Source organism: Streptomyces sp. NPDC048353, assembly GCF_055587165.1.
In genome coordinates this window covers 686,599-699,371 of the sequence record NZ_JBVJGU010000002.1, presented here as the reverse complement: position 1 = coordinate 699,371, position 12,773 = coordinate 686,599, and the positions used below count along the sequence as shown (strand labels likewise).

At 71.7% G+C, this 12,773-nt stretch carries 15 protein-coding genes; 6 read left to right on the top strand and 9 right to left on the bottom strand.

The features are described 5' to 3' along the window. The first annotated feature begins 168 nt into the window (after positions 1 to 168). Both ACZ6RC_RS08610 and ACZ6RC_RS08605 read left to right on the top strand, forming a co-directional pair. A complete protein-coding gene (locus tag ACZ6RC_RS08610) occupies positions 169 to 1,380 on the top strand; it encodes a pyridoxal phosphate-dependent aminotransferase (protein WP_391139483.1) in 1,212 nt (403 codons plus the stop codon). Between the two features lie 136 nt (positions 1,381 to 1,516). Further along, positions 1,517 to 1,909 (top strand): SCO4983 family protein, encoded by a 393-nt coding sequence (locus tag ACZ6RC_RS08605; RefSeq protein ID WP_391139484.1) that lies wholly within the window; start codon positions 1,517 to 1,519, stop codon positions 1,907 to 1,909. Between the two features lie 202 nt (positions 1,910 to 2,111). Here the strand turns inward: ACZ6RC_RS08605 and ACZ6RC_RS08600 are convergent, their stop codons facing one another. Further along, complete coding sequence (locus ACZ6RC_RS08600) at positions 2,112 to 3,935, bottom strand: phosphoenolpyruvate carboxykinase (GTP) (RefSeq protein ID WP_391139485.1); 1,824 nt, start codon at positions 3,933 to 3,935, stop codon at positions 2,112 to 2,114. 207 nt (positions 3,936 to 4,142) lie between these two features. Between ACZ6RC_RS08600 and trhA the strand changes: the two genes are divergently transcribed. Beyond that, a complete protein-coding gene (trhA, locus tag ACZ6RC_RS08595) occupies positions 4,143 to 4,817 on the top strand; it encodes a PAQR family membrane homeostasis protein TrhA (RefSeq protein WP_469580109.1) in 675 nt (224 codons plus the stop codon). 8 nt (positions 4,818 to 4,825) lie between these two features. Next, complete coding sequence (locus ACZ6RC_RS08590) at positions 4,826 to 5,449, top strand: TetR/AcrR family transcriptional regulator (RefSeq protein WP_391139487.1); 624 nt, start codon at positions 4,826 to 4,828, stop codon at positions 5,447 to 5,449. Here the strand turns inward: ACZ6RC_RS08590 and ACZ6RC_RS08585 are convergent. From ACZ6RC_RS08585 to ACZ6RC_RS08575, 3 genes are read right to left on the bottom strand one after another with little or no spacing between them, the layout of a single operon-like run. Continuing rightward, positions 5,415 to 6,431, bottom strand: coding sequence for a glycoside hydrolase family 26 protein (locus ACZ6RC_RS08585; RefSeq protein ID WP_469580106.1), 1,017 nt, complete (start codon positions 6,429 to 6,431; stop codon positions 5,415 to 5,417). The two genes, ACZ6RC_RS08590 and ACZ6RC_RS08585, sit on opposite strands and share 35 nt — an antisense overlap. Before the next feature lies 1 nt (position 6,432). Beyond that, positions 6,433 to 7,077, bottom strand: a complete 645-nt coding sequence (locus tag ACZ6RC_RS08580; RefSeq protein ID WP_391139489.1) for a vitamin K epoxide reductase family protein — start codon at positions 7,075 to 7,077, stop codon at positions 6,433 to 6,435. Positions 7,078 to 7,095: 18 nt separating this feature from the next. Continuing rightward, positions 7,096 to 7,599, bottom strand: a complete 504-nt coding sequence (locus tag ACZ6RC_RS08575; RefSeq protein ID WP_391139490.1) for a DUF5949 family protein — start codon at positions 7,597 to 7,599, stop codon at positions 7,096 to 7,098. 198 nt (positions 7,600 to 7,797) lie between these two features. On the opposite strand from ACZ6RC_RS08575, the gene ACZ6RC_RS08570 reads away from it, so the two are divergent. Next, entirely contained in the window at positions 7,798 to 8,253 is a 456-nt protein-coding gene (locus ACZ6RC_RS08570) for a tyrosinase family oxidase copper chaperone (protein ID WP_469580102.1), read from the top strand. Further along, complete coding sequence (locus tag ACZ6RC_RS08565) at positions 8,237 to 9,103, top strand: tyrosinase family protein (protein ID WP_469580098.1); 867 nt, start codon at positions 8,237 to 8,239, stop codon at positions 9,101 to 9,103. The genes ACZ6RC_RS08570 and ACZ6RC_RS08565 overlap by 17 nt, the downstream gene beginning before the upstream one ends. 76 nt (positions 9,104 to 9,179) lie before the next feature. Here ACZ6RC_RS08565 and ACZ6RC_RS08560 read toward each other — a convergent pair whose 3' ends face one another. From ACZ6RC_RS08560 to ACZ6RC_RS08540, 5 genes are all read right to left on the bottom strand, one after another. Beyond that, positions 9,180 to 9,464 carry a chaplin gene (locus tag ACZ6RC_RS08560; RefSeq protein ID WP_391139493.1) on the bottom strand — a complete coding sequence of 95 codons (285 nt, stop codon included), beginning with the start codon at positions 9,462 to 9,464 and terminating at the stop codon, positions 9,180 to 9,182. 291 nt (positions 9,465 to 9,755) lie between these two features. Then, the gene (locus ACZ6RC_RS08555; RefSeq protein WP_391139494.1) at positions 9,756 to 10,268 is read right to left on the bottom strand and encodes a hypothetical protein; all 513 of its coding nucleotides are present in this window, start codon (positions 10,266 to 10,268) and stop codon (positions 9,756 to 9,758) included. A gap of 165 nt (positions 10,269 to 10,433) precedes the next feature. Then, positions 10,434 to 11,438: a hypothetical protein gene (locus ACZ6RC_RS08550; RefSeq protein ID WP_469580094.1), complete on the bottom strand. Its 1,005-nt coding sequence runs from the start codon at positions 11,436 to 11,438 to the stop codon at positions 10,434 to 10,436. 259 nt (positions 11,439 to 11,697) lie between these two features. Further along, positions 11,698 to 11,964, bottom strand: a complete 267-nt coding sequence (locus tag ACZ6RC_RS08545; protein ID WP_391139496.1) for a hypothetical protein — start codon at positions 11,962 to 11,964, stop codon at positions 11,698 to 11,700. A 245-nt stretch (positions 11,965 to 12,209) separates the two neighbouring features. Beyond that, on the bottom strand, positions 12,210 to 12,698 hold the full coding sequence (locus ACZ6RC_RS08540) for a hypothetical protein (RefSeq protein ID WP_469580091.1): 489 nt from the start codon (positions 12,696 to 12,698) through the stop codon (positions 12,210 to 12,212). Between the last annotated feature and the right edge of the window lie 75 nt (positions 12,699 to 12,773).

The window sequence follows — 12,773 nt, the reverse complement described above, 5'->3', positions numbered from 1 at the left end:
CCCCGGCCGGCCGCCGGCCGTCCCCCGTTCGGCCGCCTCCGGCCCACTCGCCGCCCCCTCCCGTACCGGCGTACGCCCCCGCCCGCGGGCGTGCCCGACCCGCCCCGTACCGCCCGACGTGTCCCAAAACACGAGGCGCCCGGCTCGGCACCGCCGTAAGCTCGCGTCATGCAGGTGATCCAGTCCACGAAGCTCGCCAACGTCTGTTACGAAATCCGGGGCCCGGTGCTCGAAGAGGCGATGCGGCTGGAGGCCGCCGGTCATCGCATCCTCAAGCTGAACACCGGCAATCCCGCCGCCTTCGGCTTCGAGTGCCCGCCGGCGATCCTCGAGGACGTCCTGCGCAATCTGGCCGACGCGCACGGCTACGGCGACGCGAAGGGGCTGCTCGCCGCCCGCCGCGCGGTGATGAGCCACTACGAGACGAAGGGCATCCCGCTCTCCGTCGAGGACATCTACCTCGGCAACGGCGTCTCCGAGCTGATCCAGATGTCGATGCAGGCCCTGCTCGACGACGGCGACGAGGTGCTCGTCCCCGCCCCGGACTATCCGCTGTGGACCGCCTCGGTCTCGCTGGCGGGCGGCACGGCCGTGCACTACCGCTGCGACGAGCAGGCGGACTGGATGCCGGACCTCGCCGACATCGAGCGGAAGATCACCGACCGCACCAAGGCGATCGTGATCATCAACCCGAACAACCCCACGGGCGCCGTCTACGACGACGAGATGCTCCGCTCCCTCACCGAGATCGCCCGCCGGCACAATCTGGTCGTCTGTTCGGACGAGATCTACGACAAGATCCTCTACGACGGCACGACCCACACGCCGACCGCCGCGATCGCGCCCGACCTGCTGGTCCTCACGTTCAACGGCATGAGCAAGAACTACCGGGTGGCCGGTTTCCGCTCCGGCTGGCTCGCGGTCTGCGGCCCGAAGGCGCACGCCACGTCGTACATCGAGGGCCTGACGATCCTGGCCAACATGCGGCTGTGCGCCAACATGCCGGCGCAGCACGCGGTGGCGGCGGCGCTCCAGGGCCGCCAGTCGATCGAGGACCTGGTCCTGCCCGGCGGGCGACTGCTGGAGCAGCGGGACGTGGCGTACGACCTGCTCACGCAGATCCCCGGTGTGACCTGTGTGAAGCCGAAGGGCGCGCTGTACCTCTTCCCGCGTCTGGACCCGAACGTCTACAAGATCAAGGACGACCGCCAGATGGTCCTCGACCTGCTGCGGACCGAGAAGATCATGGTGGTGCACGGCACCGGCTTCAACTGGCACGAGCCGGACCACTTCCGGATCGTCACGCTGCCCAACGCCACGGACCTGGCGGACGCGGTGACGCGGATCGGCACCTTCTTGGACGGTTACGGCCAGCCCTGAGCCCACCCACCCGCACCGCCCGCAGCACCCCCGTCCGCCCCTCACGGGCCCCGACGGCCACCGACCCGGACGTCACTCAACTTTAGACGGAATCTAAGCTAGGATGGCTCCAGAGCTACCGTAGGAGGCCATCCCCATGTACGAGCCGATCCGCACCAAGTCGGTCCACCGGATGGCCGACGACGACCGCGACGCGTATCCCCACCGCTCCCGCGAGGAAGAGCTGGACATCCAGCTCGCCGGACACCTCTCCGCCCTGCTCGCCGTCACGGACGAGCTGGGCGACACGGCGGCCGGTGAGCGGATCGCCGAGCAGGTGGCCCGGCTGCGCGGCGCGCCCCCGGCCCGCCACGCCGGACTGAGCGGCTCCGCCGCCCCGTCCCTGCACCGCCGCGCCCACGCCCTCGCGGGCCGCGCCCTCGTCGTCGCCGCCTCCCGGGCGGACACCGCCGCCGCGATCCTCGCCGCCGAGCGCATGGACGCGCACTCCGCCGCACTGACCTCGCCCGACCTGGTCAGCGCCCCCTGACGGCCCCGGTCCGCGTGCCGTCGAGGCGCGCGGACCGGGTGCCACCCACGCGCGCGACCCCGCCGTCCGACCGGACCGGGGAAAGGGGCCGGCCCCCGAAGCTGAGGGGCTTCGGGGGCCGGCACGCGTCGTGACGAGCCGTCGTGACCCCACTGGTCAGGGCGGTTGTCGTGGGCAGCCCGTCACGAGTCTCGGGCGGGGCTCAGCCCAGGCGCTCGACCAGCGCGCGGTACTCGTCCCACAGCTCCTTCGGCGTGTGGTCGCCGAAGGTGTTCAGGTGCTCGGGGACCAGGGCGGCCTCCTCGCGCCAGACGTCCCGGTCGACCTTGAGCAGGTACTCCAGGTCCTCGGCCGGCATCTCCAGGCCGTCGGTGTCCAGGGAGTCGACGGTCGGCAGGATGCCGATCGGGGTCTCGACGCCCTCGGCCTTGCCCTCCAGCCGCTCCACGATCCACTTCAGGACGCGGCTGTTCTCGCCGAAGCCGGGCCAGACGAACTTCCCGGCCTCGTTCTTGCGGAACCAGTTGACGTAGTAGATCTTCGGGAGCTTGGCGGCGTCCGCCTGGGCGCCGACCTTGACCCAGTGGGCCATGTAGTCGCCCATGTTGTAGCCGCAGAACGGCAGCATGGCGAAGGGGTCGCGGCGCAGCTCGCCGACCTTGCCCTCGGCGGCGGCGGTCTTCTCGGAGGCGACGTTGGCGCCGAGGAAGACGCCGTGGTTCCAGTCGAAGGACTCGGTGACCAGCGGCACGGCGGAGGCGCGGCGGCCGCCGAAGAGGATCGCCGAGATCGGCACGCCCTTCGGGTCCTCCCACTCCGGCGCGATGGTCGGGCACTGTCCGGCCGGGACGGTGAAGCGGGCGTTGGGGTGGGCGGCCGGGGTGCCGGACTCCGGCGTCCAGTCGTTGCCCTTCCAGTCGGTGAGGTGCTTGGGCAGCTCTTCGGTCATGCCCTCCCACCACACGTCGCCGTCGTCGGTGAGCGCGACGTTGGTGAAGACGGAGTTGCCCCACAGGGTCTTCATGGCGTTGGCGTTGGTGTGCTCGCCGGTGCCGGGGGCGACGCCGAAGAAGCCGGCCTCGGGGTTGATGGCGTAGAGCCGGCCGTCCTCGCCGAACCGCATCCAGGCGATGTCGTCGCCGATGGTCTCGACCGTCCAGCCGGAGATCGTGGGCTCCAGCATGGCGAGGTTGGTCTTGCCGCAGGCGGACGGGAAGGCGGCGGCGACGTACTTCGCCTCGCCCTGCGGCGGGGTGAGCTTGAGGACGAGCATGTGCTCGGCGAGCCAGCCCTCGTCGCGCGCCATGACGGACGCGATGCGCAGGGCGTAGCACTTCTTGCCGAGCAGGGCGTTGCCGCCGTAGCCGGAGCCGTACGACCAGATCTCGCGGGTCTCGGGGAAGTGCGAGATGTACTTGGTGGTGTTGCAGGGCCAGGGCACGTCGGCCTCGCCCTCGGCGAGCGGCGCGCCGAGGGTGTGGACGGCCTTGACGAAGAAGCCGTCGGTGCCGAGCTCGTCGAGGACGGCCTGTCCCATGCGGGTCATGGTGCGCATGGAGACGGCGACGTACGCGGAGTCGGTGATCTCGACGCCGATGGCGGAGAGCGGGGAGCCGACGGGGCCCATACAGAAGGGCACGACATACATCGTGCGGCCCTTCATGGAGCCGCGGAAGATCCCGTCGCGGCCGGCGAAGATCTCCTTCATCTCCGCGGGGGCCTTCCAGTGGTTGGTCGGGCCCGCGTCCTCCTCCTTCTCGGAGCAGATGAAGGTCCGGTCCTCGACGCGCGCGACGTCGGACGGGTCGGAGGCGGCGTAGTACGAGTTCGGGCGCTTGATCGCGTCCAGCTTCTTGAACGTGCCCTTGGCGACGAGCTCCTCGCACAGGCGCTCGTACTCGGCTTCGGATCCGTCGCACCAGACGATGCTGTCCGGCTGCGTGATCGCCGCGATGTCGTTCACCCAGGAGACGAGTTCCTGGTGCTGGGTGGGGACGGTGGTGGGAGCCGCGTTGTCGCGCGCCACGATTGCTCCTTGATGAGGGGTTTTTAGATGTAGGCCCCTTGGGGGCTGCGACCCGGATGCTTCTCGTGTGGAGACGCTCGCGCTCATCCGGTGCCGACCGCACTCATTTGATCATCCGACGCATGCGCCCATATGTCCAGAGGGCCGCCCACGTGAGCATCGCCACTCCTCTTCGGGACCTACGGGGGCGTAGGTAGCATTCGGTCCATGAATTCCGCCATGCCGTCGGTGAACGAGATAGAGCAGTTCGTGAAGCCCCGACTCAGGGGCTGGCTGCACGCCGGTATGTTTCCCGCCGTGATCGTGGCCGGTGTGGCCCTGGTCGCCCTGTCGGACTCGCCCCGGGCGAGGATCGCCTGCGGCATCTACGTCCTCACCGCCTGTCTGCTCTTCGGGATCAGCGCGCTGTACCACCGGGGCAACTGGGGCCCGCGCGGCGAAGCCGTCCTGCGCCGCCTGGACCACGCCAACATCTTCCTGATCATCGCGGGCACCTACACCCCGCTGACCCTGCTGCTGCTCCCCGACTCCACCGGGCGTCCGCTGCTGTGGGCGGTCTGGGTGGCGGCCGTGGCCGGCATAGCGTTCCGGGTCTTCTGGGTGGGCGCCCCTCGCTGGCTGTACACGCCCTGTTACATCGCGATGGGCTGGGCGGCGGTCTTCTTCCTGCCCGACTTCATGCGGGCGGGCGGCGTCGCCGTCCTCGTCCTCGTCGTCGTCGGCGGGCTGCTCTACAGCGCGGGCGGCGTCGTCTACGGCATCAAGCGCCCCAACCCCTCCCCGCGCTGGTTCGGCTTCCACGAGGTCTTCCACTCGCTGACGCTGGCGGCCTTCGTCGCCCACTACATCGGCATCTCCCTGGTGGCCTACCAGCACGCCTGACCCGCACAATGACGACCATGCCCGTCGACCCCGCCACCCGTCCCGGCCTGCGCGAACGCAAGAAGACCCGTACCCGCGCGGCGATCCGGAAGGCCACCTACCGGCTCGCCGCCGCGCACGGCTGGGACGCGGTCACCGTGGAGCGGATCGCCACCGCCGCCGAGGTCTCCCCCTCGACGGTCGTGCGCTACTTCCCGGTCCGGGAGGACATCCTCCTCACCGACGAACGGGACCCGCTCCTGGAGGCCCGGCTGCGGGCCCGCCCCGCCGACGAGGAGCCGCTGGAGTCGCTGCGCGCCGTGATCCTCGAAGCCGTGACGGCGGCCCTCGCCGACGAGCCCGAGGAGACCCGGCTGCGCGCCCGACTGATGGTGGAGATCCCGGCCGTACGGGCCCGGTTCACCGAATCCACCGCCGACACCGCCCAGCGCCTCGCCCGCGCCCTCGCCGACCGCACCGCCCGCGACGCCGACGACCTGGAGGTACGGGTCTTCACGGCCGCCGTCCTCGCCGCCCTCCGCGAGGCCACCGTCCACTGGGCCGAGCACGGCCGGAGCGAGGACCTGATCCCGCTGCTGAACCGGACCGTCGACACCCTCAAGGGCGGGCTGACGCTCCGAACGCGCCCCTGACGACCCGCCCCGACTCCGGGTTGTCCGCGCACGCCCACACCCCGTGCGGGCAGTAGTCCGTGAAGGTCTGGTAGACCGGCCGGTACCGGGCGAACCAGTCGAGCATCCCCCGGACGTACTCCGGATTGTCCCCGTTGCGGAAGAGACCCCATTCCGGGTATGAGACGGGCTTGCCGTGCGCCGCCGCGAACCGCACGTGGTCCGCGAGCCCGTACTCCTCGGCCACCTGCCCGGCGAAGTCGAGGCCCTCCGGCTGGTCGTAGGCGTCCATCCCGATGATGTCGACGAACGCGTCGCCGGGATAGCAGCGCGTCCACTCCACCGCGTCCCGGCCCCGGCTCGCCGTGAAGTCGAAGCGGAACCGCTGCCCGGGCACCTCCCGCAGCACCCCGACGATCCGCCGCCAGTACGCCTTCCAGCTCTCCGGGTCCGGGCCGCAGCGATGGCTGTAGGTGGTGCCGTTCATCTCCCAGCCGAGGACCAGGATCGCGTCGGAGAGCCGGTGCTCCACCAACCGCCTGCCCAGCGCGCGGAAGTGCGCGTCGTACGCCCCCGTCGACCCGCCCCGCAGCCCCGCCCGGACCTCGGTGTCCGGCAGGCCGTCCTCGCTGCGGTCCATCATCGGCACGTTCAGCACGAAGAGCCGCCCTGGCCCGGCCTCCTTCCACCGCGCCCACGGCTCGAAGAGCGCCGGATGCCCCTCGATGTTCGACCAGCGGTCGCCCGGCAGATACGTGTGCCCGACGGTCAGCGACGCGCCGCCCAGCCAGCTCTGCACCTCGCCGATCCGCCGTACCCCGGTCTCGTCGGAGCCGGTGAAGAAGCCGGACGGCACCGTCAGCGGCGCCGGGGCCGCCTCGGGCGCGGCGGGCTCCCCCTCCTGCCGGGAGCCCGGGGCGAGCCGGTCGCCCGGCAGGACGAGAGCGAGAACGGCCGCGAGCAGCACGGTCAGTGCAGCCCGCGGCCCGAAGGACGACGTCACGTCAGCCGGTCCAGAAGTCCCACCACCGGGTCAGGACGAGCATCCCGATGATCCCGATGTGCAGGACGGGCAGGGCGAAGGTGAACTCCTCGAAGAACCCCTTCAGGGCGGCCGGCGCCGGCAGCAGGCCCGCCCGGACGTTGAGCGAGGTGACGTACCAGAACATGACGATCGTGGCGACCCAGGCCAGACAGCACCACAGGCAGAGCGAGTTGATCTCGTACAGCGACTGGTACATCAGCCAGGTGCAGAAGCCGACGCCGAAGAGCATCCCCGCGTTGAGTCCCAGCCAGAACCAGCCGCGGTAGCGCGCCCCGGCGAGCAGCCCGGCGCCGACCGCGACGACCACCGCGTACGTCACGAGCCCCAGCATCGGGTTCGGGAAACCGAACACCGCCGCCTGCTCGCTCTTCATGATGTTGCCGCAGGAGACCACCGGGTTGAGGCTGCACCCCGGCTGGAAGTTCGGATCCTCCAGCAGCAGGATCTTGTCGATCGTGATGACCCAGCCGGACAGCACGCCCGCCGCACCGGTGATCATCAGCATCCAGGCGAAGGCCCGGCTCGCGCCGATCACCCCGCCGCTCTCCCGGGCCCCGTCCTGCCGCTGCTCCGGCACCCCGCCCCGTACGTTCACCGTCGCCATGACGCCGCCCCCCGCCGCTCAGCGCTGCAGTCGCCGTACCGGCAGCAGCAGGTGCGCCCCGGCCGCCAGGACGTCGTCGTCCGAGGCGAAGGCCCGCAGCCGCTCCTCGGAGAGCGGCTCGCCCGGCACGGCCTCCGGCCAGGGGCGCACCGAGCAGATGAGGTAGGCGTGCCCGATCTCCTTCGCGGCCGCCTCCCACTCCGCCGGCACCGGACACTGCACCTTCATGAACGGCAGGGTGAGCACGGCCTGCTGGGCCTCGACGAGCAGATGGGCGCCCACACCAGGCTCCTGCGCCACGTCGACCACCTGACCGCCGAGCGGCAGGCCCATGGCCTCCAGGGCGGCCCGCATCGCCTCCTCGCCGGCCTGGGGGCCGTCACGGCCGTCGCCGAGCGAGTACACCATCAGGAAGGGGGTGACGGGGGTGTCGCCGACGGGTCCGGTCGTCCACGAGACGACGGTCAGCGTGCCCAGCGGGGAGGCGCTGCGCTCCGAGGAGACAACATTGGGAGTGGTCATGGGTCGGGATGCTAGTGGCCCAACTCTCCTTTACCGGGCACGAATTCACCCGATCGGCCGACATTCACCCCGGCGCTCCGCCTGCCGCAACAAAGGCGCGTTCCCCTCGTTAAGCCCTGAGGGCATTCTGCCTCCGCCTGCGCCGGAGGGCCCCGATCAGCCGTTGCCGGAGGATTCCCGACCACCAGGAGATCCCTCATGATCGTTTCGCGCCGGGTGGCGCTGCGGTCCCTGTTCACCCTGACCGTGGCCGCGTTCACGGGCGGCGTGCTCGCCCGTATCACCACCACTCCCCGCGGCGGCCGCCCCCGGGCCGCCGCCGGTCTCCCCGCCGCGCCGGCGCCGTCCGCCGCGGACGCGGAGGAGACCTTCGACGAGATGTACCGGGGGCGCCGCATCCAGGCCCGCGCCACGCCCGCGGGCGTGCCGGAGGTCCTCGTCGACGGGCGGCCGCTGCACCTGATGCGGTGCGCGGACGGCGGCTATCTCACCCCCGTCGACCACTACGAGTCCTGTCCGACGCCACGGGCGGCCACCCGCGCGGCCGTGGACCAGCTGGGGTCCGCGCCCCTCTCCCCCCTCGCCGCCTCCCACGGCGCCCGGGGCGACCACGGCGCCGGCCCGGGAGGGAGCCCGCGTGGCGTACACGCGTAAGAACCAGCGCGACCTGACCAGCGCCGAGCGGAAGAAGTTCGTCTCCGCCGTCCTGGAGCTCAAGCGCCGCGGGACGTACGACGAGTTCGTCCGTACGCACATCGACTACTACGTCGCCGACGGCGAGGGCCGCCTCCGCGTGGCCCATATGACGCCCAGTTTCCTGCCCTGGCACCGCAAGTTCCTGCTGGAGTTCGAGCGGGAACTGCGCCGGGTCGACCCGACGGTGAGCGTGCCCTACTGGGACTGGACCCGCGACAACACCCCGGCGGCCGGCCTCTGGGCCGAGGACTTCATGGGCGGCAACGGCCGCCGCGGCGACCTGCAGGTGACGACCGGCCCGTTCGCCTTCGGCGGCGGGCAGTGGACCGTGAAGCACGCCATGACCGAGACCACCTTCCTGACCCGGGACTTCGGGAACCCGTCGAACCCGATCACGCTGCCCACCTCGGCGCAGGTCGACGCGCTGATGCGGGAGACGGTGTACGACGTGGCGCCCTGGAACTCCACCAGCTCCTCCGGGTTCCGCAACGGCCTGGAGGGCTGGGGACCGGGCCGGACCAACGACCGCTTCCGCGTGCACAACCGGGTGCACCGCTGGGTCGGCGGCATGATGCTGGGCGGCGCCTCGGTCAACGACCCGGTGTTCTGGCTCCACCACTCCTTCGTCGACCTGCTCTGGTCCCGCTGGCAGCAGCGCCACCCGCGGGCCGGCTATCTGCCGGAGCGGCAGCCGCCGCCGGGCGACGCGCAGCGCGGCCGGATCGCGGCCCGCGACGAGCGGATGGGGCCGTGGAACGTCACCCCGGCGCAGATGCTCGACCACAGCGACCTCTACCGCTACGCGTAGCGGACGGGTGTACGGAAGCGGCCCCCCGGCAGTCTGCCGGGGGGCCGCTCGCCGTTCGGCTCGGTGATCGCCTGGGTCAGGCGCCGTAGCCGCCGCCGTCACGGTGCTGGTCGCCGCCGCCGTCGACGTTCGCGCACTGGTTGCCGAACGCCGGGTTGATCAGACCGATGACGGTCACGGTGTTGCCGCACAGGTTGACCGGGATGTGGACCGGGACCTGCACCACATTGCCGGAGGCGACACCGGGCGAGTTGAGCGCGGCACCCTGGGCACCCGAGTCGGCGACGGCCATGCCGGCTCCGCTGAGGGCAACGGCACCCGTGCCGGCGAGAACAGCGGCAGCCTTCGCGATGCGAGACATCAAGAACTCCTTGGACGTGGAAAGGCGACCGCGAGAATCACGGCCGTCGTTCCCCTTCAACGCCGAAAGGGCGCGCGAGTCACGGCCTTTAGGCCGGACGGGACGACTTCGCGGAGAAGTGGCCCGCAGACCGGTGGTCCACCCGCCGTCGGATACGACGGAGCGAACCCCCGGGTCTGCGAGCCGCGGCCATGCGACAGGCATTCTGTTGTAACGAACAACGACCCCTCGGGTGGCGGGGAAGAATCGTGTCTTCACCCGCCGGGTCATCGGTCGTACGCCAGAACGCCGTCAGGCCGTCGGCTGCGCCAGGCCCAGCTGGGGGCCGAGCGTTCCCCGCACGGCGGGGCCGATGACGCCGAGCTGGGGCTCCGCGAGGGCAGGGAGGCCGGCGTGCTCACCGCGCGGCTGGGTGACGGGGTTGCCGAGCGTGGCTCCGGGGGTGGCGGTGGCCATCGGGGCGCGCGGGTTGGTCAGCAGGGCGGTGCCGGGCTCGCTGCCCTCCAGGACCTCGGGCAGCGGGGCGGCCACGAGGGTCTCCGGGACGGTGGTGCCGAGCGGCACCTGGGGCACGCCCAGGTCCGGCAGGGCGGCGGAGCGGCCGTGCTGGAAGCCGGTGGGGGCGCCGGGGACGGGCGTGGGGACTCCGCTCGCCACGGTGGGGGCGTCCATCGGGATCACCGGCTCGAGGCCCTGGAGCGGAACGATCACCGGCGCCTCGGCGGCGGTAGCGGGGGCCGCCATGGCCGCGGAGGCGAGAGCGGTCATGAGGATTCCCATGCCGGCTTGAGCTCGCAGATTCATGACTGCGTACGTCCTTCAGAGCAGGAGACAAGGGTGCGGTGGTGCTGTGCCGTGTGAACGAGCCCTCCGCGGGGAACGTCGCGAAATTCGCCTGATTGCAGCAACGTGAAAGCCCCCCACCGGTGACGGCGGGGGGCTGGGTTGACGGCCCGTCCGTGGCTCGGGTCAGCCGTCGTGTCCGGAGCGCCGGACGCGGACGAGGCGGCTGCCGCGGAGACGGACGAGCGCCCCGCCGACGATCAGCGCCGCACTCGCGGCGGCGGCGCCCCTCAGCTCGGCCTCACTCCCGGTCTCGGGCAGGGTCCCGCCGGGCGCGCCCGGAGCGGGGGAGGTGTCGGGTCCCTGTGGCCCACCCGGGTTGCCGTCACCCGGCGACCCGGGCCCGTCGGGAGCGGAGGGCGGGACCGTGGGGGGCGTGCCGGGCTGGTCCGGGGTACCGGGCTCGTCCGGGTTTCCGGGCTGACCCGGCGTACCCGGCTCGTCCGGGTTTCCGGGCTGGTCCGGAGTACCGGGTTCGTCGGGGTTACCGGGCTGCCCCGGGTTCCCTGGCTCGTCCGGGTTTCCGGGCTGGTCCGGGGTACCGGGCTCGTCGGGGTTACCGGGCTGCCCCGGGTTCCCCGGCTCGTCGGGGTTGCCCGGCTGACCCGGCGTACCGGGCTCGTCAGGCGTCCCGGGCTGCCCTGGGTTCCCCGGCTCGTCGGGGTTCCCCGGGTTCCCCGGCTCGTCCGGATTGCCTGGCTGGCCTGGCGTACCGGGCTCGTCCGGGTTGCCCGGCTGGCCTGGCGTACCGGGCTCGTCCGGGTTGCCCGGCTGGCCTGGCGTACCGGGCTCGTCAGGGTGGCCACCGGGGCCGTCCGGGTTCTCCGGGGTGCCGGGGTTGCCCGGCTGGTCGGGGGTGCCGGGCGGCGGGGGGTACTCCTCGTCCGGCTCGTCGCCGTAGCCACCGGGCTCGTCGCCGTATCCGCCCGATGCGTCGCCGGAGCCGTAACCCTCGGAGTCGTCGCCGTCGCCGTAGCCGTCGGACCCGTCCGGGGCGGAGTGGGCGTGCGGGTGCCGGTCCGGGGTGGTGGAGGGTGTGGCTTCCGCCGTCGCGGCGAAGCCGCCGGTCAGCGACAGGACACCCGTCGCGGCCGCGGCGGTGAGCAGTTTCCTGCTGATGATGGATCGCATACCGCTCTTCCTCTGGGGAAAGGGAGACCGGCAGGGAATCCCCCCTCGCTCCGACCGGCCTGTCCCCACACTCGATCCGTCGGTCGTCTGCGGCGACCGGTGGTCGTGGGGGTGGCGAGAGCCTAAGGAGCGGCGCACCGCGTGACCGGACCACACGGTCGGCGATCGGGGAAAGTCATACGATCGGCCGACGCGGGGCGGTGGTGGGGCGCGGAGGGAGCGAGCGCCCGCCGGGGGTGGAGCGAGGGTGGGGGAGTCGTCAGCCGCCGAGCGGAAGGCCGCCGAGGAGCTGCGTGCCCTTCTTGGCGTCGTTCAGCGACTCGGCGGTCTCGCCCACGGTCTTGACCATGGAGCCGTCCGTGGTGCTGCTCAGCGTGTCCGTCTTCAGACCGTCGCTGCTGAGCGCCTCCAGACCACCGTCCAGGCTGGTGGGGACGGCCGTCGGCTCGGCGGCCATGGCGGGCGCGGCGGCGGCCAGGGCCATCATGGAACCGGCGACGACCGCGGCAACCTTGGTGGGCTTCATGGAGTGAGTCCTTCCTCGATGACGTCTTCACAAGCAAGTCGCTTGCCGTACAGGCCTCTTGGCCGATTCCTGTACGTCGTTCCGTCTTCTGTAACGAGAGGTTCGCTCCCCGGAAACTCCGGGAGGAAGGATTTCTCGACACTGCACCCGAACGAAGGGGCGCGCGGTCCTATTTGCCGATCGGACGCGCGAGCGCCGTGCCGGTCCAGGGGTGCTGGACCGGCACGGCGCAAGCCGGACACGCTCTAGGACGTCGACGCTCCGACGGGGAGCTGCGGGGCGGTCGCCGGCGCGGCCGGGAGTTCCGGCAGGGCCGGGAGCGCCGGGAGCGGCAGTCCGCCGAGGAGCGACTGCACGAGTGCGTTCACCGTCGCGGTGATCTGCGTGACGATCCCGGTGACGCCCCCAAGGGGGAGGGAGGCGAGCAGATCGGCCACCGCCTGCTCGACGGCGGCGACGGTGTCGCCGATGAGGTCGGCGGGTGCCGCCGCGCGGGTGGCCGCCTCGGTGGCCGCCTCGGTGGCGGCCTCCGTAGCGGCCGCGGTGGCGGCCTCGGTGGCGGTTCGGGTAACGGCCTCGGTGGTCGGCGTCGTCGGGAGCGCGTCCGCTTCCGTGACGACGGCGGTGGGCCTGATGGGTTGGTGTTCGTCGGCGACGGCGGGTCCCGCCGCGCCGAGGGCGAGTGCGGCGGATATCGCCAGGACGGTGAGACGGCGTGATGCCAGGGGACGCATATTTGTTCCTTTTCCTTATGCGTCGGACAACTTCTCTGTCACCGTGCCTGCGGTGATAGCGCTCCGCAACGGCTG